The organism is uncultured Thiodictyon sp., assembly GCF_903946935.1.
GTDB lineage: Bacteria > Pseudomonadota > Gammaproteobacteria > Chromatiales > Chromatiaceae > Thiodictyon.
Window position 1 is genome coordinate 1 of record NZ_CAJAXH010000036.1, and the last position, 20547, is coordinate 20547.

The 20547-nt window shown below is 66.1% G+C and carries 18 protein-coding genes, 1 tRNA gene and 1 pseudogene; 11 read left to right on the forward strand and 9 right to left on the reverse strand.

What is annotated here, in order from left to right; translation table 11 throughout:
- Positions 1-349 precede the first annotated feature (349 nt).
- Positions 350-1027 (forward strand): response regulator transcription factor, encoded by a 678-nt coding sequence (locus QZX93_RS04090; RefSeq protein WP_295384979.1) that lies wholly within the window; start codon positions 350-352, stop codon positions 1025-1027.
- Here the strand turns inward: QZX93_RS04090 and QZX93_RS04095 are convergent.
- Together QZX93_RS04095 and QZX93_RS04100 are read right to left on the reverse strand one after the other, a co-directional pair.
- Entirely contained in the window at positions 989-6118 is a 5130-nt protein-coding gene (locus QZX93_RS04095; protein WP_295384981.1) for an AAA family ATPase, read from the reverse strand. The two genes, QZX93_RS04090 and QZX93_RS04095, sit on opposite strands and share 39 nt — an antisense overlap.
- A 476-nt stretch (positions 6119-6594) precedes the next feature.
- A tRNA-Ser gene (locus QZX93_RS04100) sits at positions 6595-6682 on the reverse strand.
- Between the two features lie 224 nt (positions 6683-6906).
- Between QZX93_RS04100 and QZX93_RS04105 the strand changes: the two genes are divergently transcribed.
- The 10 genes and pseudogenes from QZX93_RS04105 to QZX93_RS04150 all read left to right on the forward strand — a co-directional run bounded on the left by QZX93_RS04105 (position 6907) and on the right by QZX93_RS04150 (position 15575).
- The gene (locus tag QZX93_RS04105; RefSeq protein WP_295384983.1) at positions 6907-7575 is read left to right on the forward strand and encodes a Bax inhibitor-1/YccA family protein; all 669 of its coding nucleotides are present in this window, start codon (positions 6907-6909) and stop codon (positions 7573-7575) included.
- Positions 7576-7746: 171 nt separating this feature from the next.
- Complete coding sequence (locus tag QZX93_RS04110) at positions 7747-8664, forward strand: NAD(P)H-binding protein (protein WP_295384985.1); 918 nt, start codon at positions 7747-7749, stop codon at positions 8662-8664.
- A 525-nt stretch (positions 8665-9189) separates the two neighbouring features.
- Positions 9190-10668, forward strand: a complete 1479-nt coding sequence (locus QZX93_RS04115; protein ID WP_295384987.1) for an efflux transporter outer membrane subunit — start codon at positions 9190-9192, stop codon at positions 10666-10668.
- Positions 10665-12017, forward strand: a complete 1353-nt coding sequence (locus tag QZX93_RS04120; protein WP_295384989.1) for an efflux RND transporter periplasmic adaptor subunit — start codon at positions 10665-10667, stop codon at positions 12015-12017. The genes QZX93_RS04115 and QZX93_RS04120 overlap by 4 nt, the downstream gene beginning before the upstream one ends.
- A complete protein-coding gene (locus QZX93_RS04125; protein ID WP_295384991.1) occupies positions 12014-12796 on the forward strand; it encodes an ABC transporter ATP-binding protein in 783 nt (260 codons plus the stop codon). Before QZX93_RS04120 ends, QZX93_RS04125 begins: the two co-directional genes overlap by 4 nt.
- Positions 12796-14019 carry an ABC transporter permease gene (locus QZX93_RS04130; protein WP_295384993.1) on the forward strand — a complete coding sequence of 408 codons (1224 nt, stop codon included), beginning with the start codon at positions 12796-12798 and terminating at the stop codon, positions 14017-14019. Before QZX93_RS04125 ends, QZX93_RS04130 begins: the two co-directional genes overlap by 1 nt.
- 304 nt (positions 14020-14323) lie before the next feature.
- Positions 14324-14626 (forward strand): hypothetical protein, encoded by a 303-nt coding sequence (locus QZX93_RS04135; RefSeq protein WP_295384995.1) that lies wholly within the window; start codon positions 14324-14326, stop codon positions 14624-14626.
- Positions 14627-14647: 21 nt separating this feature from the next.
- Complete coding sequence (locus QZX93_RS04140; protein WP_295384998.1) at positions 14648-14812, forward strand: hypothetical protein; 165 nt, start codon at positions 14648-14650, stop codon at positions 14810-14812.
- Positions 14813-14879: 67 nt separating this feature from the next.
- Positions 14880-14999: pseudogene (locus QZX93_RS04145) on the forward strand (PAS domain S-box protein); the annotation flags it as partial.
- A gap of 9 nt (positions 15000-15008) precedes the next feature.
- Positions 15009-15575: a GGDEF domain-containing protein gene (locus QZX93_RS04150; protein WP_295385032.1), complete on the forward strand. Its 567-nt coding sequence runs from the start codon at positions 15009-15011 to the stop codon at positions 15573-15575.
- Here the strand turns inward: QZX93_RS04150 and sbcB are convergent.
- From sbcB to gvpA, 7 genes are all read right to left on the reverse strand, one after another.
- Positions 15530-16972, reverse strand: coding sequence for an exodeoxyribonuclease I (gene sbcB, locus QZX93_RS04155; protein WP_295385001.1), 1443 nt, complete (start codon positions 16970-16972; stop codon positions 15530-15532). The genes QZX93_RS04150 and sbcB overlap by 46 nt on opposite strands.
- A gap of 130 nt (positions 16973-17102) precedes the next feature.
- Positions 17103-17447 (reverse strand): 50S ribosomal protein L19, encoded by a 345-nt coding sequence (rplS, locus tag QZX93_RS04160; protein WP_295385004.1) that lies wholly within the window; start codon positions 17445-17447, stop codon positions 17103-17105.
- 24 nt (positions 17448-17471) lie between these two features.
- On the reverse strand, positions 17472-18212 hold the full coding sequence (trmD, locus tag QZX93_RS04165) for a tRNA (guanosine(37)-N1)-methyltransferase TrmD (protein WP_295385006.1): 741 nt from the start codon (positions 18210-18212) through the stop codon (positions 17472-17474).
- A gap of 56 nt (positions 18213-18268) precedes the next feature.
- Positions 18269-18796, reverse strand: a complete 528-nt coding sequence (rimM, locus tag QZX93_RS04170; protein WP_295385008.1) for a ribosome maturation factor RimM — start codon at positions 18794-18796, stop codon at positions 18269-18271.
- Between the two features lie 72 nt (positions 18797-18868).
- Positions 18869-19141, reverse strand: coding sequence for a 30S ribosomal protein S16 (gene rpsP / locus QZX93_RS04175; RefSeq protein ID WP_295385010.1), 273 nt, complete (start codon positions 19139-19141; stop codon positions 18869-18871).
- Between the two features lie 334 nt (positions 19142-19475).
- The gene (locus QZX93_RS04180; protein ID WP_295385013.1) at positions 19476-19910 is read right to left on the reverse strand and encodes a hypothetical protein; all 435 of its coding nucleotides are present in this window, start codon (positions 19908-19910) and stop codon (positions 19476-19478) included.
- 293 nt (positions 19911-20203) lie between these two features.
- Positions 20204-20422, reverse strand: coding sequence for a gas vesicle structural protein GvpA (gene gvpA, locus QZX93_RS04185; RefSeq protein ID WP_020503491.1), 219 nt, complete (start codon positions 20420-20422; stop codon positions 20204-20206).
- Positions 20423-20547: the final 125 nt, after the last annotated feature.

The window sequence follows — 20547 nt, forward strand, 5'->3', positions numbered from 1 at the left end:
ATGCTGTCTTCATTCATATTGAAACCCGGAATAAGATCGCATTTTCGTATGGATTCCGGAGATTCTACAATTTTTTTGCTATAAAATCAATAATTTAGTTTCTAGACAGGCTCTTAGAATATGGCGCCAGTCTGGCCGAATGCGCGAACGCTGTAAATCCCATATTCATGGGTGACGGCCCCCATTCACAAAACTTAACAGAACCTTAACAAGAATTGATGGGCCAGCCGGGTCATACCTGGTACTTGCATGGATGATCCAAGTCGCCCTATGATGCCCGCCGTGCCAGCACCGCCCCGGCTGGGGATAAGGCAAGACTTAAGCACGAAAACCCTGGAGAGCAACGCCGATGACTTCAGCGATTCCCACCCCCGCGGTGCGACAGGTAGTGGTCGTCGAGGACGACCCTGCATTCCTGCGCGCGATCGGCGAGGCAGTGGTCCAATTGGGTGACCAATGGCTGGTGCATGGCTTCAGAACCGGGAGCGAGGCATTGGCCTGCTGTCACCATCCTGCCGCGCGCCTGGATTTGGTCCTGGTGGACCTCGGGTTGCCGGATATCGACGGCATCGAGGTGATCCGGACCATCCATGGTCGCTTTCCCGCGGTACCGATCATGGTGATTTCGGTTGTCTCTACCGAAGCACGGGTGTTGACGGCCATTCGCGCGGGCGCGCTGGGCTATATCCTGAAGGGCGATTCGAGCATGTCGATGACACGGGCGATCGAGCAGCTCATGGCGGGCAATTATCCGATCAGCCCGAAGCTGGCGCGCTATCTGTTCAAACTGGCCGGCGGCGAGCCGCCGGCCGGAGCACCCGAACTGCCCCAATTGACGAGCAAAGAAACCGAATTGCTGAAACATCTGGCCAGCGGCAAGTCATACGGACAGGCGGGTGAGGCGATGGGTGTGGCACTGTCGACTGTCCAGTCCTATATCCGCAACCTCTATCGCAAACTCGATGTCCATTCCCAGACTCAGGCCGTATCACGCGCCCGGGAGCACGGACTCCTGGCGAACGGATAGGACCAAGGAGACGCGGGTGCCCGGCCGGCGGCGGCTAAATGCGAGTCTGGCGCCAATGTCGCGCGCGCGGTTTTGCATATTGCCCATGCCGCGCCCCTGCTCCAGCGCCGGCGGCAATCCGATACCATCGTCGGCAACGGCGAGATGCAATTTCCCGTTCGGACGATATGCGAAGATGAGATGGATCTGTCTGGCCTGGGCGTGTTTGAGTGCGTTGTTCAGCGCCTCCTGGACGATGCGCAGGAGTTGCAGGATCAGCCGCTGATCGATCGGCGGACAGTCATCCAGTGCGATCTGCCAATCGACCTGCACCGGCTGCTCGGACAGCCGGCTGGCGCAGCGATAGCGATAATCGACGATCGCGTCGCGCAGACTTTTTTCCTCGTTGCTCATGGTGTCGACGACCAGATAGAGGTCGTCGAGACATTCGTGCAACAAGACCTGGATCTGGGCCTGACTGAGTTCGCTGTGCGCGATGCGCAGGCGGGCGCTGGCCAGTTGGGAGCCAAAGCCGTCATGCATGTCCTGCAGCAGGCGTTCGCGCTCTTGTGTGCGCGACTGTTCCACCTTGACGATGGTGAGCCGCTCATAGACCTCGCGCAACGCCTGTTCGCGATCCGCCACCTGGCGTTCGAGCGACTGGTAGAGGCGGGCGTTTTCGATTGAAATGGCCAACTGTCCGCACAACATCGACACCGCCTCGACGCGCGCGGCGGTGAAGGCCGCGCGAAACAGTCGGTTCTCCAGGACCACAAAGGCGATGAGTCGCCCCTGGGCTGCGATCGGCAGGGCCAGCAGTGAACACAGCGGCATAGCGGCGAAGTGTGGATCGCTCGCAAAGCGGCTGTCGATCACCGCATCGTCCGACACCACGGGTTTGAGTGTCATCAGTTCCAACCTCAACCCCGTGGCGGCGACGATGCCCCGGGCTGCCGCCTCCTCTACCGTCATGCGTCCCAGCGACTCCCCCTCGCGCATTCCGCCCTCCAGGTACCAGCGTCCGGCCTCGTCCAACATCAACAGCCGCACATCGGTGGCCCCGGTCAGTTGACCCATCAGTTCCACCACCCGCTCCACCAGTCGCGGCAACGACCGTTCGCAGGCCAGTGCCTGGGAGGCGCGCAGCAGGGCCAGATGGTCCAGGGCCTCGGCCCCGACACTGCCGGTGCCGCCGGGTTCGCTCGCCTCCAGGAACGGCAGGCCCTGGCGCATCGCCCGCGCCTTGCCCGTGGCACCCCACTGCCGATAGAGCGCGTGCGCCCTGATCAACAGCGCGCGACCGGCATGTTCCAGCCCGTGTCGCAGAAAGCAGTGCCCGGCCCGCTCGGTGATCAGCGCCCGATGCCATGGACGCGCGTGCCCCTGCGCCTGGCGCATGGCCTGCTCGAAGGCCTGGAATGCCTCATGGGAGTGGCCCAGTGCGTCCAGCCGTTGCGCCTCCACGAAGGTGTAGAGGTGGCCGAAGTTCATGGGCGCCGCGGCGGCACGGGCCTTCAGCCAGGCCTGATTGATAGCGAGCCGGTCCAATAGGGCGGTACGGTTGGCCTCAGGAATGCCCCGGACTTGCTGGATGAGCGCCAGGGAGTGCAATAGGTTGGCCAGTGCCGTCGCATAATGAATATGGATGGCCAGACTCAGCCCCACGGCCGCCGCCGCATGGTGGGCCAACGCCGGTTCCTCGTTGAATAAACAGGCCGTCAGCGCACGATAGATGTGGAAGTAGCATAGGGTGATCGGGTTGCCTTGGGCGTCGCTTTGATACGTCGCCTCATCGAATTCGGCATCCTCGAAGCCCCCGAGTCTGGCCGTTTTTCCCTCCAGCGCGCGGATCAGTTGTCGGTAAGGTAGATAAGACAGCTCGGACACCCTGTCCCCAAGCTTGCGCACGAACTCCAGCGCGGCGGCGCTCTCCGCGTCCATCTCAGTGAGGTGGGCGCAGGTGTCGAATAATGCCGCCTGCGACCCATAGAACGTGAAAGCAGCAAATCCCAGATCGCCAGCCCGCAATAATTCAGCGAAGGCGCGGTGTGCGTTCGCGACATTCTCTTCGACCGGATGCAGCCAATGACAGATGTAGTTGCTATAGACAAACAGCGCGCGTGCAGTTTCGCGACTGCGTTCCCGCGCGGCCCCGACCTCCAGCGCGAGCAATGCCAGACGTTCAGCCGTCGCGAAGTCGCCGAAGAGTACAATGATGGTCGGGCCCACGCACACCATGGAAAAGACGGCCGCGGCACAATAGCCGTCTTCGATCCATAGCCGCCCGACCCGCAACGCTAACCAGGCGGTGAGTGTCTGATGACAGAGGTTGGTCGCCGGCAACAGGCTGTTCATCAACTTGGCGGCGCCCACGAGGCGCTGGTCGGTCAGGTCGCGGCGGTCCAGCAGTTGCTTGAGCGCACCCGCTGCGACGTGGCGATAAAATACCTCCAATTCGCGATCCAGTGCGCTCGACCCGCGGGTGTTTTCAGCGGTTGCCCGCTCGGGTCGATCCGGAAAGCGGAAGCTATCTGAAAACTTAACGTAAAACTCCTGGAGGCTGCGGTCGAGGTCAGCCAGCGGCACCGCTATACCCAGCCGAGCCAAACATGCGCAGCCTAATGCCATCGCCTCCCGGAACAGGGTCCGACCGGTCAGACTCGTGATTTGGATGCAGGAGGAATCGACCAACTGCACGGGCGATGAGGAGTTGGCTGCCAGTCGCTCATAGACATCGTCGGCCTCGGCCTGATGGCCTTGACTATAAAGCACGAGGTGTAGCTCGGCATAGAGTGCGAAAACGGCGTCGTGTTCGCTTTGCCAAACGTTTACCGGCAACAGGTCCAGACTCAATCGCAGCAAGCGCTCCGCGCTGGCAAAGTCGCCGGCCTTGCGGGTCCGGATCGCGGCGGCGAGCAACAGGTTGCGGGCGAGTGTCCGCTCGGCGGTGTCGACAATCGACGATGCGGCGGCGGCATAGTGCCCGGCGGCGTTGAATTGATGGTTCCGGTCCTGCTGACTCTGAGCGAACCGGCGGGCCATCGCGAGATGCAGGCCCCTGCGCCAGTCATCGTCGCACAACAGATAGACCGCCTGCTGCATCCGATCATGGCAGAATCGCAGCGCCACGCCGCACTCGCCCAGGTGAAACGCCGCCGCGTCGGGCGTGATGAGCACACCGCGCTCCAAGGCCGGCAGGAGGCGCTTGGCCAGTATGCCTGGGTCTTGCGCGGTGGCGAGCGCCAGCAGACCCAGGGTGCATTCGTGGCCCAAGCAAGCGATGGCGACCAGCGATTCCGCGGTCTCGCTGGTCAACTCGCGCAACTCCGTGGCGAGGAAGTAGACGACGTTGTCGCTCGCTGAGTGGGCGCGGATGGCCCCGATGTCCCAGTGCCACTGACCGCCCTGCGGGTCTGGGCGCAGGCTTCCCTCCCGGTGGAGCGCGTGCAAAAATGCGATGGTAAAAAACGGGTTGCCGTGGGTCTTGGCGAACAGGGCGGCGGCGAGTGCTGGCAACGCGGCGGGTGGGGTGTGCAGCATGTCGGCGAGTAGCGCCTGGACGTCTTGTACCGGCAGACTGGCCAAGGTAAGCACCTGGGCCGGACGCCCGGTGGCGGTGGGCTGGCGCAGCCGCCAGCGCAGCGGATGGTCGGGGCCGAGCTCGTGGTCACGGTAGGCGCCGATCAGCAGCAGGCCGTTGAGCGCGGGGTCAGCCAGCAGGTCGCCGATGAAGTCGAGCGACGGCTGATCCGCCCATTGCAGGTCGTCGAGAAATACGACCAACGGACGGGCGGGGGTGGCGACCTGACGCAGCAGGGCGACCAACAGGGTACGCAGGCGCACTTGCGACTCCAGTGGCCCGAGCGGGGGCGCGCTCGGTTGCGCACCGAGCAGCGACTCCAGTTCAGGGACCACCTCGAACAGGGCCGCGGCGTCTGCGCCCAGCCCAGCCAGCAGGCACTCACGGCGCCGCACGAGCGCCTCCGCGGGCTCTGCCAACAGCAATTGGCACAATTGACGCAGGCTTTGCGCAGGGGCCAGGAAGGGCCTACCCCGTTGAAACTGATCGAACTTACCGCTGATGAACAGGCCGCTATTGAGCGTCACCGGGCGGTAGATCTCCTGGATCAATGCCGTCTTGCCGACCCCCGAATAGCCGGCGACAAACAACCCCCGAGCACCGCCGGCGGTGACGCTCGTAAAGGCCGCCAGCAGCGTCGCCAGTTCCTGGTCGCGTCCGTACAGGCCGCTGGGCAGGCGGGGGCGCAGCGGTAGGTCGTGCGCCTTCAACTGCACCCGGGCGAGCGACGCCGATTCAGCGAGCGCCTGGCGCAGTTGCATCAGGTCGTGTGCCAGCCCCGCCGCACTCTGATAGCGCTCGTCCGGTTCCTTGGCCAGTAGCACCAGGATCAGCTCGGACACGCGCGGATGTAACCAGGCGGCACGCTCCTGCGGCGGCTGCGGGGAGCGGGCCAGATGGGCATGGATCAGGCACAGGGTATCGGTGTCCTCAAACGGGGGCGCGCCGGTGGCCAGGGCATACAGCGTGGCACCCAGGGCATAGAGATCGGTGCGGTAATCCACCGGTCGATTCATCCGCCCGGTCTGTTCGGGCGCCAGGTAGGCGGGGGTACCCGGCAGGCAGGCCAAGGAATCAAACCCCGGGCGCTCCTCGACAAAGGTGCTGGCCAAGTCGAAGTCGATGATCTGTACCCGCCGCTCGTGCGCTCGCACCACGATATTGGCGGGGTTCAGGTCCTTGTGGATCACGCCCCGCCCGTGGATCTCGGCCAACTGGTGCGCCAGGGCTGCTGCCAGGGTGAGGAAGCGCTCCAGGTCCGGTGCCCCCAACAGACCCGATTCGCTTAAGGTGACACCGCCGAAGTCCAGCGTCGCCAGTTCCGGGATGGCCGGGTCGTAATGCACCAGGCGCGGACAGTCGGCGAGGCCCTGCAACCGCTTGAGGATGCGCTGCTCATTGTCCAGCGCGCAGCGGGCGGCGAGCGCATCGCCATCGTTGCTCGCGCGCTTGACGATCAGTGGTCCCGCCACTGGATCGACCACACGGAACACCCGATGGTTTTGTCCTCGGTGAATTTCGATCTCGTTCATATTCACTCCCGACTGGGGGGCGCGGTAACGCGCTGCGGCGCGGGCGATGCACAACAGCGCGAGATCATACCCCCTTTGGGTGCCCAGATTGCGTCCACAATCGCTGTGGCCGCTTCTGTGGATAACCTGTGTGACCTGGCCGCAAGAAACGGGTGGCTAAGGATAAAGTGGGAAGCGGTCAGTCCTTGCCCAGCCACCTGACGAACACTCCACATCCGCTGTGTTGAGCCCTGTGGATAAGCTGTGCAACCAGCTCCTAAGAGACTCACAAGCGCGGCAATAGCGATCGTTGGTCAGTTTTTGACCGGCGCCGGTGGAGCCTGGCCGACGCGCACAGCAGCGGTGGCGGGGCGTCGCCGGGCCTGGGTCGATCCGGCGTAGCGGCAGGTCGAGGGGGATTCGTGCGGGCGGGCTCAAACTTGCGCCGCAACCGCGGGCATGAGATTCAGAGAGGCTATATAACCCTCTGATTTAATTGGCGGAGAGGGAGGGATTCGAACCCCCGGAGGATTACTCCTCAACGGTTTTCAAGACCGCCGCTTTAAGCCGCTCAGCCACCTCTCCGGACGCGACAGGGAAGGGCGCCCGCCTTGTACTCGGGGCAAAGGACCCTACCTGTTGGGCTGCTAAGGATAACCGATCCCGCGCGGACACCCAAGGAACTTTGCCCGGGGCCCGGGGTCCGGTATCCTTAACGGAACTCGGCCTTCGTGCCCGGGCCTGACGTGCCGGTCGTCGCCTGCGACGACGCCGTCAAAACGCAATTTTTACGAGGAGTCAAGACCACCATGGCCAACCCCGACTATACCCTGTACCGCGGCGCCGAAGCGGCCGTCTCGGCCAACAAGGTACTCAAGAACACCTACCTGCTGCTCGCCGCCACCCTGGGCTTCAGTGCCCTGACCGCCATGCTGTCCATGGCGCTGCACATGCCGCCGATGGTCTACATGGGGGCGGTGCTGATCGCGATGGTGCTGGGGATCTTCGTGCTGCCCCGCACGGCCAACTCCGCCTCCGGCATCGGCGTTATCTTCCTGATCACCGGCCTCCTGGGGTTCGGGCTGGGCGCGATCCTCAGTATCTATATGGCCATGCCCAACGGCCCCGGCATCGTCGCCACGGCCTTCGGCGGCACCGCGCTGATCTTCCTGGGGCTCTCGGGCTATGCACTGACCTCCAAGCGCGACTTCAGCTTCCTGGGCGGGTTCGTCTTTGCCGGCATGATGGTGGTCATGATTGCGATCATCGCCAACCTGTTCTTTGCCATGCCCGCCCTGTCGCTGGCCATCTCCGCCGCCGTCATCCTGCTGATGAGCGCCATGATCCTCTGGGACACCAGCCGAATCGCCCGCGGTGAAGAGACCAACTACATCATGGCGACCTACAGCATCTATCTGAGCATCTTCAACCTGTTCATCAGCCTGTTGCAGTTGCTTGGACTGTGGGGCGACGACTAACCGGCACCGATCGCTGGTAAAAAGACCCCGGCCTGGTGCCGGGGTTTTTTTTGGCCGTTGCGCAGCGGGTGCAGATCGCGCACGGCCCGACACCGGCACCGACTCAGGTTGAGAAAGTAGCGCCAGCCACCAACTTAAGCACATCTTGTTTACGTGGCGGAGATCGACGACATGAAGGTTGCAATCATCGGCGGTACCGGGTTCGTGGGGTCCTACCTGGTCGAGCGACTGCGTGAGGACGGTCACACCCCCCGGCTGCTGGTGCGGCCCGGGGCCGAGTCCAAGGTCGCGGACGGCTGCGAGTGCGTCGCGGGCGACGTGGGCGATGCGGGGGCGCTGCGCGAGTGTCTGCACGGGAGCGCGGCCGCGATCTATCTGATCGGCATCCTGCGCGAGTTCCCGACCCGCGGCATCACCTTCGAGGCGCTGCAACACCAGGGCGTGGTCGATACCCTGGCGGCGGCCCGCCAAGCGGGTGTCACCCGCTTCATCCTGATGAGTGCCAACGGGATTCGCGCCGACGGCACGGCCTATCAGCGCACCAAGTTCAAGGCCGAAGAGGCGGTGAAGGCGTCGGGGCTGAGCTGGACCATCTTCCGCCCCTCGGTGATCTTCGGCGACCCGCGCGGGCGCATGGAGTTCTGCGACCAGCTCAAGCGCGACATCATCCTGAGCCCCCTGCCCGCCCCCCTGTTCTTCCCGGGTCTGCTGGCGCTCAAGGCCGGTCAGTTCGAGCTGGCCCCGGTGGCGGTCACGGATGTGGCGGCGGCCTTTGCGCAGGCCCTGACCGACCCGGGCACCGAGTCCCAGACCTACAACCTGTGCGGCCCGGATCGCCTGAGCTGGAAGGCCATCCTCACCGCCATCGCCACCGCCTGTGGCCGTTCCAAATGGATGCTGCCGGCGCCGGCCGGCGCGGTAAAGGCGGCGGCGGCCCTGTTCGAGCGCTATCCCTGGTTCCCGATCACCCGCGGCCAGATCCAGATGCTACTGGAGGGCAACGTCTGCACCGGGAACGATGGATTTGCGCGTCTCGGGATCACGCCGCAGCGATTCGGGCCGGAGTCGCTGGGTTATCTGAGGAACTGAGCTGCCGGTCTGATCGCGGCGATCGACGCTGTCGCACAGCGGCAGCGGCTCAACCTATACCCGGGAATTGCTCACGCCAAGGCGCCAAGGCGCCAAGAAGAAACAACGAGATGTGCGCAGCATCTGCATCAGCCTGCGGGTGAGTCGCCGAACGCCGATAACGCTTCAAAAAAGCCTTGGCGAGCTTGGCGCCTTGGCGTGAGAACCGCTCTTTCTAGCAGGCTGTCGGACTTAGTGATGCAACCGATTGAATGCAAAGAGTTTCCTCTTTTGCGCCAAAAAGTCGTTTTCCTTTTTAATCAATCGGTTACGCCATCAAGTCCGACAGGCTGCTAGGTTCTGCCGCTATGGACTCGACCAGCGGACGCGCGAACACGGTGTGCCACCGCACAGAGCGCACCACCTTCACGCGGGCATCATGCATCTTCCCGCGGGTGACGGCGCGCTCGCGCACCCTGCAACACCGCAACACCGCAACACCCTCAAATACCACGCCGGCAAGCCGCCGACCTAGGCGGATCCCCGATGCCCGATGCCCGCCTCTACCTGATCGACCCTCCAACGCTCGCCGACGAGGACGCCGCACACTGGACAATGAGCCTGGCCGTGGTCGGCACCCTGACACTCGCCCTCTGCGGCTGCGGCTCGATTCCCCGGCCCGCCGACACGTTCGCCATCCCGGCCGCCTGGTCCGGCGCCGCTACCCCGGCCAGGGCCGGCGGAACCTCGCTGGCCCAGTGGTGGTCGCGCTTCGATGACCCGCTGCTCAGTCGTCTGGTGACCCAGGCACTGCGCGCCAACACCAGTGTCAAGACGGCGCAGGGCGCCCTGCGGGAGGCCCGCGCACTGCGGGACGTCGCGGCGGGCGCCTTGTGGCCGACGGTGGACGGTTCGGGCTCGGCACAGCGCGCCCAATCCGGCCGCAACAAGGCGACTTCGAGCTATCAGGTCGGCCTGGACGCCAGTTGGGAACTCGACCTCTTCGGCGCCAACCGCAGTGCGCTGGCGGCCAGCGAGGCCAGCGCCCGGGCCAGTGCAGCGAGCCTGGGCGATGTGCAGGTGTCGATCGCCGCCGAGGTCGGGCTCGACTACATGACGCTACGCGGCGCCCAGACCCGTCTCAAGATCACGCAAAACAACCTGGCGAGCCAACTGGAGACCCTACAGATTACGCGCTGGCGCCTCCAGGCGGGGCTCGTTACCTCGCTCGAGGCCGAACAGGCGCTCACGCTGGCCGAGCAGATCCGCGCCCAGGTACCGGTGTTGCAGACCAGCATCGAGCAGACCCGCCATGCACTGGCGGTCCTCACCGGCCAGCCGCCGGCCGCCCTGGCGAGCCTGCTGGCCGCGCCCGGTCCGATTCCGCAAGCGGCCGGCGGCCTGGTCTTAAGCTTCCCCGCCGAAACGCTCCGGCAGCGGCCCGATGTCCGCGCCGCGGAGGCGCAGATGACGGCGGCGATGGCCCAGGTGGCGCAGGCCCAGGCCAACCGGGCGCCGAACTTCAAGCTCGGCGGCTCGCTGGGTCTGGATGCCTTGACGCTGGCCGCGCTGACCAATAGCGCCTCGGTCGTCAGTGTGCTGCTGGCCAGTGTGGCCATGCCGATCTTCGATGGCGGTGCATTGCGCGCCCAGGTGCGGACCCAGCAGGGTGCGCTGGATCAGGCGCACGCCACCTACGAGGCCGCGATACTGACTGCGCTCAAGGACGTGGAAGACGCCCTGGTCGCGCTGCGCGGCGACCGCGAGCGCCTGGCGCACCTGCAACTCGCCGCCGCGGCGGCCGGCAACGCGGCGCTGCTGGCGCGCCAGCGCTACAGCGGCGGGGTGGTCGACTTCCAGACCGTACTCGACACCCAGCGCACCCAACTCGTCACCCAGGACAACATGGTCGCCGCCAGCGTGGAGGTCAGCGCGGACCATGTGCGCCTGTACAAGGCGCTGGGCGGCGGCTGGCAACCCGATGGCAATGACGCGACCGCAGACGGACACCGAGCCCCCCGATGATGAGTACCCTACCCTACCCCGTGACCGCCGCGCCGCCCCCCGACCCCGAGACCGCGGCCGAGATCGACCTCGCCACCCTGCTCGACGAACCCCTGGCGCGCCCCTGGTACCGCCGCCCGGCAACCTGGATCGGCGTGCTGCTGCTCCTGCTCGCGGCGGCCGGCCTCTGGTACTGGCAGGCGCGCCAGAGCGCCGACGCGGCACCCAGCTACACCACGCAGCAGGTCGTGCGCGGCAATCTGACACTCACCGTCACCGCCAACGGCACCCTGCAACCGACCCGCTCGATCAATATCGGCAGCGAGCTGTCGGGCACGGTGTTGAAGGTCAATGTCGACGTCAATGACCAGGTCAAGAAGGGCCAGGTCATGGTCGAGCTCGACACCGCGAAGCTGCGCGACACGATCCTGCGCTCGCAGGCCACGCTGGCCGTGGCGAATGCCAAGGTCGCGCAGACCGTCGCGACGGTGAAGGAGGCGAAGGCCAGCCTGGCACGGCTCGATGAGGTCGCACGGCTGTCGGGCGGCAAGGTGCCGTCCAAGACCGAGCTGGACGTTGCCCACGCGACCTTCGCCCGGGCGATCGCCGACGAGGCGAGCGCCCGCGCCAGTGTGGACGACGCCGCCGCCGCCCTGTCCAGCGACCGGATCAACCTCACCAAGGCCTCGATCAGCGCCCCGTCCGACGGCGTGATCCTCACGCGCAGCGTCGACCCCGGCAACGCGGTGGCCGCATCGCTCCAGGCAGTGACCCTGTTCACCCTGGCCGAGGACCTGGCACGGTTGCGCCTGCTGGTCTATGTCGACGAGGCCGATGTGGGCGCGGTCAAGATCGGCCAGACGGCCAACTTCACCGTCAGCGCCTACCCGGGCCGCAGCTACCCGGCGCAGATCACCCGCGTCGCCTACGGCTCGACCATCACCGACAACGTCGTCACCTACCTGACCTATCTCGCGGTGGACAACGCCGATCTGAGCCTGCGCCCCGGCATGACCGCCACCGCCATCATTACCGCGACCCAGCGCAACGACGTGCTGTTGGTCCCCAACAGCGCCCTGCGCTTCACGCCGACCGAGGCGGCGGCCGGCCAGGCCGCGGCCGGCGGCGGCATCGTCTCCAGCCTGATCCCGCGCCGACCCGCCCGGACCGCCCGTAAGTCGGCCGCGTTGAGCGCCAGCGTCGCCGCGGCGCGCCAGGTCTGGGTGCTGCCGGACGGTGGCGCGGGCGGCGCCAGGCCGGTGGCGGTGACGCCGGGCATCAGCAATGGCCACCTCACCGAGGTCACCAGCGCGGCGTTGCAGGTCGGCATGCAGGTGATTACCGACCAGAAGGCCGGGGCCGCCAAATGAACCAGCCCAACGCACTGACCGGCGCCGCCCGCCCGGTGGCGGCCGGTCTCCCGCTGATCCGGCTGCGCGCCGTAACCAAGGTCTACGGCACCGGCGAGATCGCGCTGATGGCGCTCAAGGGCATCACGTGCGAGGTCCGTGCCGGCGAATTCGTCGCCATTATGGGCCCCAGCGGCTCGGGCAAGTCGACGGCGATGAACATCTTGGGCTGCCTGGATACCCCGAGCAGCGGGCAGTATCTGTTCCTCGGTGCCCATGTCGAGGCCCTGTCGCGCGACCAGCGGGCGCGGCTGCGCCGCCGTTATCTCGGCTTCGTCTTCCAGGGGTTCAACCTGCTGGCGCGGACCTCGGCGCAGGAGAACGTCGAGCTGCCCCTGCTCTACCGCGGCGAGGGCGCGGCGGCGCGCCATCTGGCCGCGACCAAGGCCCTGCGCTCGGTGGGCCTGGGCGGCTGGGAGCATCACACTCCGGCGGAGCTCTCCGGCGGACAGCAGCAGCGGGTCGCCATCGCGCGCGCCATCGTCACCGAGCCCGCCGTGTTGCTGGCCGACGAGCCGACCGGCAACCTCGACAGCCAGCGCAGCCAGGAGATCATGGAACTGCTGGTCGCCCTGAACCGGGACCACGGCATCACGGTGCTAATGGTCACGCATGAGCCGGACATGGCCGCCTATGCGCGGCGCATGGTGCACTTCATCGACGGCCGGATCGACCGCGATGAGCCGAATCCGCACCCGGCGGGTCTCGACCTGCCCGCCACCGTGGAGGCCACAATCTGATGTGGCTCAACACGCTGCTGCTGGCGCTGCGCTCGATCCGCCGCAACCTGCTGCGCTCCTTCCTGACCATCCTCGGTATCGTGATCGGGGTGAGCGCGGTGATCACCATGGTCACGCTGGGCAACGGCGCCACGCTGGCGGTGCAGACACAGATCGCTGGCCTGGGCAGCAATCTGCTGATGGTGCGCCCGGGTCAGCACCAAGGACACGGCGGCTCCGGTGGCGGCGGGGGGATCCCCTCGTTCAAGGAGGCCGACGCACAGGCCATCCAGGCCGAGCTGGGCGGCATCGCCGCGGTCGCCCCGGAGGGCCGCACCAGCGTCACCGTGGTCGGCAACGGCCGCAACTGGATCACCACGGTCACCGGCAGCACCAACGCCTGGTTCACCACCGGCAACTGGACGCTCGCGGCCGGGCGCACCTTCGAGGAGGCCGAACAGCTCGCCGGCGGCGCCGTCTGCATCCTCGGCGAGACGGTGCGGCGCGAGATCTATGGCGGCGCCGTGGGCACCAACGGCCTGGGCGAGCCACTGCGCATTAAGCAGTTCTCTTGCGAGGTCATCGGCATACTCGCCGCCAAGGGGCAGGCGGCGATGGGCAGCGACCAGGACGACACCGTGCTGGTGCCGCTACACACCCTGCAACGGCGCGTCACCGGCAACCAGCAGGTCGCCACCCTGCTGGTCTCGATGCAGGACGACACCGACAGCACCCGGCTCAAGGCCAGCCTCATCCAACTGCTGCGCGAGCGCCGCCGGCTCACGGAGACCGACGACGACAACTTCAACGTACTCGACACCCAGCAACTCGCCGAGACCCTGTCGGGCACCACCCAGATCATGACCACGCTGCTCGGCGCGGTGGCCGCGGTGAGTCTCCTGGTCGGTGGCATCGGCATCATGAACATCATGCTGGTGAGCGTCACCGAGCGCACCCGCGAGATCGGCCTGCGCCTGGCCATCGGCGCATTGGAGCGCGAGGTGCTGTTGCAATTCCTGATCGAGGCCGTAGTGCTTGCCGCGCTCGGCGGACTCATCGGCATCGTCATTGCCACCGGCGCATCCATCGTGCTGGCCGGCGTGATGGGCGTCCCCTATCTGTTCAATCCGACGATCAACCTGCTGTCATTCCTGTTCTCGGCCGGCATCGGTGTGCTGTTCGGCTTCTTCCCCGCCCGGCGGGCGGCGCGGATGGACCCAATCGAGGCGCTGCGGCACGAGTGATGCGCGTGCGCGGCTATACGAACGGCTGCGCTGCCGTTTTCACTGGGGCGGAGTCGGCAGAGGGGGCTGGCGAATGCCGCGACATCGGCTTGCGGGGCTGAACGACCCCCTAGCCTGCTGGGCTGACCGGCCGCAGCCCGGGGCGGCTTTACGGAATCTTAACTGGCGACGCCATCTGTTCGGTGTAGTATTGTGCGCCACACTATCGCCGCGCCTGCATCCGATCGCAGATGGACATCAAAACCCTGGTCATCGCCTCCCTGGTCGTGGCGCTCTCGGCCAACCTGCTGATGGTGTTGATACGATGGACCCACCAAACCTACCCCGGTTTCGACTGTTGGGTCGCCGCGGCCTGCTGCCGGAGCGCGGCCGGCATGTTTTTCTACTCCCCCGCGACCAGTTCCCCGCCTGGCTGACGATTATCCTGGGCAATTATGCGATCCTGGCGGCTATCCTGCTTGACATTCGCGGCCTGTCGATCTTCCGGGGGCGACCGGTCCATTGGTGGTGGGAACTCGGGACCGCGGTCTCGTTCTGCGCCGCCCTTGTCTGGTTCACTTACGCTGCGCCGAACAGCTCTGCCCGCATCGTGGTGGTGTCGCTGTAAATTGCCGGCCTCGCGCTGCGGATGCTTCCGGCACTGCTGAAGCGCCGCCCCGCGTATTTCGGCGCGGGCGATCTATTACTGGCGATCACCTGGGGCGGCTTGGTCATCGCCCACCTCGTGCGCGCCTGGTATACCGCGACGTTCGAGCTGTCGATCACTGACTTCCTCACCGCGTCCACGGTGTAGGGGGTAATGGCCTTGATCCTGATCGTGTTCGGGTTGTTCCGATCAGCTCGTCTTTGAAAAGCGCTATCGCCATAAGGGCGGCGCAATCATCCATGGCGAGGTATCCGCCGCACTGGTGCGCGATGCCGCGGGCCTGCCCCGCTATTTCATCTCCCAGGTGCAGGACATCACGGCGCGCAAACAGCTGCAGGAGGCGCTGCGGGAGCAGGCGATCCGCGATCCGCTCACCGGTCTTTACAGCCGTCGCTATCTCGACGACATCCTCCCACCGGAACTTCAGCGTTGCGCAATGAGCGGGGAGCCTTTGACCATCGCCATGCTGGACCTGGACCACTTCAAGCGGTTCAATGACGGCTACGGTCACGAGGCCGGTGACAGCGTGTTGCGAGCGGTCGGCCAGGCCCTGCGCAAGGCGATGCGCGGCAGCGATATCGCCTGCCGTTATGGCGGCGAGGAACTGACCGTCGTCCTGCCCGGCGCCACCCTGGGGCGGGCGCGCCGACGGCTCGCCGAGGTGCAAGGGGTACTCACCAGCCTGCACCTGCACCACCGCGGTCAGGCACTGCCCGCGGTGACCGCATCGATCGGGTTGGCCGCGGCACAGCCCGGTGAGACTGCCTCGGCCCTGTTGGGGCGGGCCGATGCCGCGCTGTATCGCGCCAAGGCGCAGGGACGCGATTGCATCGTCGCGGCCGATCGACCGCGTAGCACCCTCGGTCAGTCCCCGGCGTCCATGAGGGTCTCGGCCCAGGCGGCCAATTGATCGAGAATCTGGCGCTTGGCCGGATCGGCGGCATGGGTCTCACCCAGCGTGGCCAGTTGCGCCTCGTATTGATCCAACTGGATGCTGCCGCCGCCCTGCGGATCGGTGAGTCGGGTGAGGCGCCAGGCGTCCCACTCCTCACGCTCATCCGGCGTCAGGGTCGCGGGCCAGTTGCGGGCGCGATAGCGCAAGACCATCTCCGGCAGGCGCGGGTCGGCAAAGCGCATGGCCGCGGTGGCGAGCTCTGCGGGGGGCAACTGGCGGATACGCTCCAGGGTCCGGCGATCGGCATCCGACAGGAATCCGCCGCAGTAGAGCATCAGGTCTGGGTCGGTCTCCGCCTGGGCGTCCACCGGTACCTGATGCACGGCCTGGACGCGGCTGCGGATGGCGCCGGCGTGCTCCTGTACGAAGCTGGCGCGACGCACCACCTGATCCGGGTCGATCGACCAGCGCCCAGCGGCGGCCGGGGTGAGCGTCTTCAGCGGGGCCAGCACGGGTGAGTGATTGACATTGATGGTCTTGAGCGGGATGCGCTCGACCCCGGACGGCAACTGTGCGCTCGGCGTGAAGAGCCGCCGGCGCAGTTCATCCACCGAGAGGTCCAGCAACAACTGCGGATCGGCCCGCAGATCCAGACAGACGATGCCATTGCCATTGGTCGGGTGCGGGGCCACCGCGACCACCGGGGCGATGCACCCGAGCGCGGCCGGAAAGCGGGCGGAGGCGTGCAGCAGCGGTTCGCCCTGCTCCAGCAGGCGGCGCACCAGGCGCTTGTCGCGCAGGGTCAACGCGTAGTCATAGAGTCTGGGCTGGGCACGGCGCAGCAAGCGGGCGAGCGCGATGGTCGCCTGTACGTCTGCCAGTGCATCATGGGCGCCGCTGTGGGGGATGGCGTTGGCGGCGGTGAGGTCGGTGAGGCGAAAGGAGGCGGTGCCGTCCTCGCGCAGCGGCCACGCGATGCCTTCTGGCCGCAGGGCCTGGGCCAGGCGCAGGGTGTCGATCAGGTCCCAGCGCGAATTGCCGTTCTGCCACTCTCGGGCGTAGGGGTCGCGCAGATTGCGGTAGAGGAGGTGACGGGTCACCTCGTCGTCGAAACGGATGCTGTTATAGCCAGTCCCGCAGGTACCAGGGGCGCTCAGTGCGTCCGCGATGGCGGCGGTAAATTCGGCCTCGATCAGGCCCTTTTCATCGGCAAGCTGGGGCGTGATGCCGGTAATCAGACAGGCATCGGGCTGGGGCAGCAGGTCCAGGACCGGCCGGCAATAGAGCACCAAGGGCTCGCCGACCGGATTGAGGTCGGCATCGGTGCGCAGTCCGGCAAACTGGCAGGGGCGATCCCGCCGCGGATCGGCGCCCCAGGTCTCATAGTCGTGCCAATAAAAGCTCGCGGCCATAGAACCTCAGTCGACGCACCGAGGACCATCGGTCATGGTACTGCCCCGGGTCCTACGCCGGATTGAGGCAGACCAAGGGTCCGCCGCTCCTCGTAACCCCGGCCCATGCAGCGACCTCGGGCGGCGGCCCCTACAGCTTTTCCTTGATGCGGGCGGCCTTGCCGGTGAGCCCACGCAGGTAGTAGAGCTTGGCGCGACGCACATCGCCCCGGCGCTTGACCTGGATCTCGGCGATGATCGGGCTATAGGTCTGGAACACGCGCTCCACCCCCTCGCCGTGGGAGATCTTGCGCACCGTGAAGGCCGAGTTGAGGCCGCGGTTGCGCTTAGCAATGACGACGCCCTCGAAGGCCTGCAGGCGCTCGCGCTCGCCTTCCTTCACCTTGATCTGCACGACCACGGTGTCGCCCGCGGCGAAATCCGGAATCTGACGGTTCATCTGCTCGGCATCGAGCGCTTGTATGGTATTGCTCATGGTTTCCTAAGCTCCTGTTCTAGCTCAGGCCGTTTGGCGGGCCTGGATAAATTCATCGAGCAGCGCCTGATCCACTGGGCTCAGACCCCGTCGCGCCAACAATTCGGGCCGCTTGAGCCAAGTCCGGCCGAGCGCCTCACGGCGGCGCCAACGCGCAATCGCCGCATGGTCGCCGCCGAGCAGGACCGCCGGTACCGACTGGCCATCCACCTGCTCCGGGCGGGTGTAGTGTGGACAATCGAGCAGTCCGTCGGTATGCGAGTCCTGCGCCGCGGACTGCGCATGACCCAGTGCCCCCGGCAACAGCCGGATCGCCGCATCCATGACCACCATGGCCGCCAGCTCACCGCCGCTCAACACGTAGTCGCCGATGGACCACTCCTCGTCCACCTCGCGCTCGAGCAACCGCTCGTCGATCCCTTCATAACGCCCGGCCACCAGAATCCAGCCGCTGGCCTGTGCAATCTCGCCCATCGCCGCCTGATCGAGCAGGCGCCCCTGGGGCGACAGGTAGGCCACCCGACTGCCGGGGGCCTGGGCACGGGCCGCACCGATCGCGTCCCGCAGCGGCTCCACCTTCATCACCATCCCGGGGCCGCCGCCATAGGGGCGATCATCGACGGTGCGATGTACATCGCGGGTGTAATCCCGCGGGTTCCACAGGTGCAGCGCGGCGATTCCGCGGGTCAGGGCGCGACCGGTCACCCCCTGATCTAGCAACATCCGGAACAGGTCCGGCAGCAGGGTCACCACATCGAACCGCATGGGGGCCATCCGCTGGGGCCCGGACCCGCCGGTGTCAGACACCACCAGCCCGGGCACTAAAAGTCCGGGTCCCAGTCCACCTGGATCAGGCGCCGGTCGAAGTCTACGTCGCGGACCACCGCGTCCCAGGTGAAGGGCAGCAGGCGCTCGCGCTCACCGACCACCACCAGCACGTCGTTGGCCCCGGTCGAGAACAGGTGGCTGACATGGCCCAAGGCCACGCCGTCCAGGGTCTCGACGGCGAGCCCCTCCAGGTCGATCCAGTAAAACTCGTCCGGCTTGGCCGGGGGTAGGCGGTCGCGGGTAACCGCAATCTCCTGACCCACCAGGGCTTGCGCCTGATCGCGATCGTCGCAGCCCTCCAGCCGCACCACGACTCCCTTACTGTGCGCCCGTCCCTCCGCCACCCGCCGGGGCTGATCGGAGTTGCCGAGCAGCCAGGGCGAATAGCGAAGGATACCCTCCCGCGGCATGGTCTCGGAAAAGACCTTGACCCAGCCGCGGACGCCGTAGACGCCGTCAATGTGCCCGAGGACCAGGCGCTTGACCGCGGGGCTTTGCCCATCGGGGCCACTATCGGGCATGGTCGCTGGGCTCGGATGAAGGAGTGGACGCACGGCCGGGGCGAGTGCCTGGCCGTGTCTGATCGTCGTGTGCTAGGCTGCCGCCGGGACCGCCGCGGCGGCCTCGCGGGCGGCCTGACGCAGGAGCTGGCGGACGCGGTCTGTCGGCTGGGCGCCGTTCTTGATCCAGTGGTCCGCGCGGGCGCGGTCCACCCGCAACGGCACCTCACCGCCGCGGGCGGTGGGGTTGAAGAATCCGATACGCTCAATGTAGCGCCCATCGCGGGGCGAGCGGATGTCGGAAACGACAATCTGGTAGAAAGGGTGCTTCTTAGCACCGCCGCGAGTCAAACGGATCGTGACCATGGTCTGTCCTAGCTAGAGACGAATAGCCCCCTGAACACGCAACGAAATCCAATGGATACCGTTCAGGCCCGGTTCAGCAAGGGGGCGCGAAAAAACACGGTGCGGAGCCGGCCCCGCAGGAAACGAGCAAGTATACAGAAATCGGGGCGAAACGAAAGCGCTGAGTGCGCAAGGGCGAGCTGGACCGACCGGCCGCAAAGTCAGGGCGGCAGCATGAACCCGCCCGCGACCTGCTGCAACTGCACCGCAGTTTCAGCAGGTCCGGGCGGGTCAATCGGATCGTGTTCGTCGGCGCGACGGCTCGGCCAGTCCTCAGCGCCCGGGCGGTGCGCCCTCAGCCATTCTTGGTCGAGCGCAACGCACCCTTGGCCGGCGGCTTCGCTTGGCCGGCGGTCTTGTGCTGGGTCTTGGCGGCGGGCTTGGGGCGGGCGGCTGGCACAGCGGCCCCGCGCCATGCCTGCCGGCCAGCGCTACGCTCCTGCGCGAGGCCATTGACCAGTGTGACGGTCTGGCGCTGGAGCTCGGCGACACTGCTGCCGAGCTGGGCGATGAAGGCGGTGCGATCGGCCCGCGCGGCCTCAGCCATGTCTGCATGGGCCTCACGGAAATCGGACTGCAAGGTCTCCACCGTGGCCTTAAGGTCACTGATGAAGGCGTGCGCAGCGTCGTTGACTTCCTGGCGCGTGTCGGCGATCAGGGTTTGGCGGGCGATGCGCTCCGATTCGATCTCGTCGCGCAACCGCCCCATGTCTTCAGCAAAACGGCCCATTATCTGTACCTCATAATCACGTTGCGAAATCGCACCGGGAGTGTAGGTCAGTACGTGCGCCGCCGCTACTGCCGGGGGGCGGCACGGGTGGCCACGTAACCCGGTATCGGATGCCGCTGCTGACAGACAGCGAGCGGCATCCCGCTAGCAGGCTGTCGGACTTAGTGATGCAACCGATTGAATGCAAAGAGTTTCCTCTTTTGCGCCAAAAAGTCGTTTTCCTGTTTAATCAATCGGTTACGCCATCAAGTCCGACAGGCTGCTAGAGCATTAAAGCTCGCTCAGAACCTCGATCAGGCCGGGGCGGCCGCCGGGGCGGTGAGGCCGATCGCTTCGGCATACTTCAGGTAGGTCTCGACCGAGGCGATGACCACGCGGGCTTCGACGGCGAGCAGCTCGATACCGACCAAGGAGACCTTCAACCACGCATCGATCACGATGCCCTTGTCCAGGATGCGGTCAACGACTTCGGCCAAGCTGGAGGAATCGGTGGAGTTGGCGACTTTTGCCATTTTATTTACCCTCTGAACGTCGGAACGAATGCACATACTGTGCGCTGACAGCGAACCTACCGGGCCTCGTGGTGGCATCGCGTGTCGATGTACACCGGTCTCGCCGATCGCCTATCCCGGGGCCG

Bases quoted from the DNA above. Each gene is read 5' to 3' on its own strand.
- QZX93_RS04090 (WP_295384979.1), top strand. From the start codon at position 350: ATGACTTCAGCGATTCCCACCCCCGCGGTGCGACAGGTAGTGGTCGTC.
- QZX93_RS04095 (WP_295384981.1), bottom strand. From the start codon at position 6,118: ATGAACGAGATCGAAATTCACCGAGGACAAAACCATCGGGTGTTCCGT.
- QZX93_RS04105 (WP_295384983.1), top strand. From the start codon at position 6,907: ATGGCCAACCCCGACTATACCCTGTACCGCGGCGCCGAAGCGGCCGTC.
- QZX93_RS04110 (WP_295384985.1), top strand. From the start codon at position 7,747: ATGAAGGTTGCAATCATCGGCGGTACCGGGTTCGTGGGGTCCTACCTG.
- QZX93_RS04115 (WP_295384987.1), top strand. From the start codon at position 9,190: ATGCCCGATGCCCGCCTCTACCTGATCGACCCTCCAACGCTCGCCGAC.
- QZX93_RS04120 (WP_295384989.1), top strand. From the start codon at position 10,665: ATGATGAGTACCCTACCCTACCCCGTGACCGCCGCGCCGCCCCCCGAC.
- QZX93_RS04125 (WP_295384991.1), top strand. From the start codon at position 12,014: ATGAACCAGCCCAACGCACTGACCGGCGCCGCCCGCCCGGTGGCGGCC.
- QZX93_RS04130 (WP_295384993.1), top strand. From the start codon at position 12,796: ATGTGGCTCAACACGCTGCTGCTGGCGCTGCGCTCGATCCGCCGCAAC.
- QZX93_RS04135 (WP_295384995.1), top strand. From the start codon at position 14,324: ATGGACCCACCAAACCTACCCCGGTTTCGACTGTTGGGTCGCCGCGGC.
- QZX93_RS04140 (WP_295384998.1), top strand. From the start codon at position 14,648: ATGCTTCCGGCACTGCTGAAGCGCCGCCCCGCGTATTTCGGCGCGGGC.
- sbcB (WP_295385001.1), bottom strand. From the start codon at position 16,972: ATGGCCGCGAGCTTTTATTGGCACGACTATGAGACCTGGGGCGCCGAT.
- rplS (WP_295385004.1), bottom strand. From the start codon at position 17,447: ATGAGCAATACCATACAAGCGCTCGATGCCGAGCAGATGAACCGTCAG.
- trmD (WP_295385006.1), bottom strand. From the start codon at position 18,212: ATGCGGTTCGATGTGGTGACCCTGCTGCCGGACCTGTTCCGGATGTTG.
- rimM (WP_295385008.1), bottom strand. From the start codon at position 18,796: ATGCCCGATAGTGGCCCCGATGGGCAAAGCCCCGCGGTCAAGCGCCTG.
- rpsP (WP_295385010.1), bottom strand. From the start codon at position 19,141: ATGGTCACGATCCGTTTGACTCGCGGCGGTGCTAAGAAGCACCCTTTC.
- QZX93_RS04180 (WP_295385013.1), bottom strand. From the start codon at position 19,910: ATGGGCCGTTTTGCTGAAGACATGGGGCGGTTGCGCGACGAGATCGAA.
- gvpA (WP_020503491.1), bottom strand. From the start codon at position 20,422: ATGGCAAAAGTCGCCAACTCCACCGATTCCTCCAGCTTGGCCGAAGTC.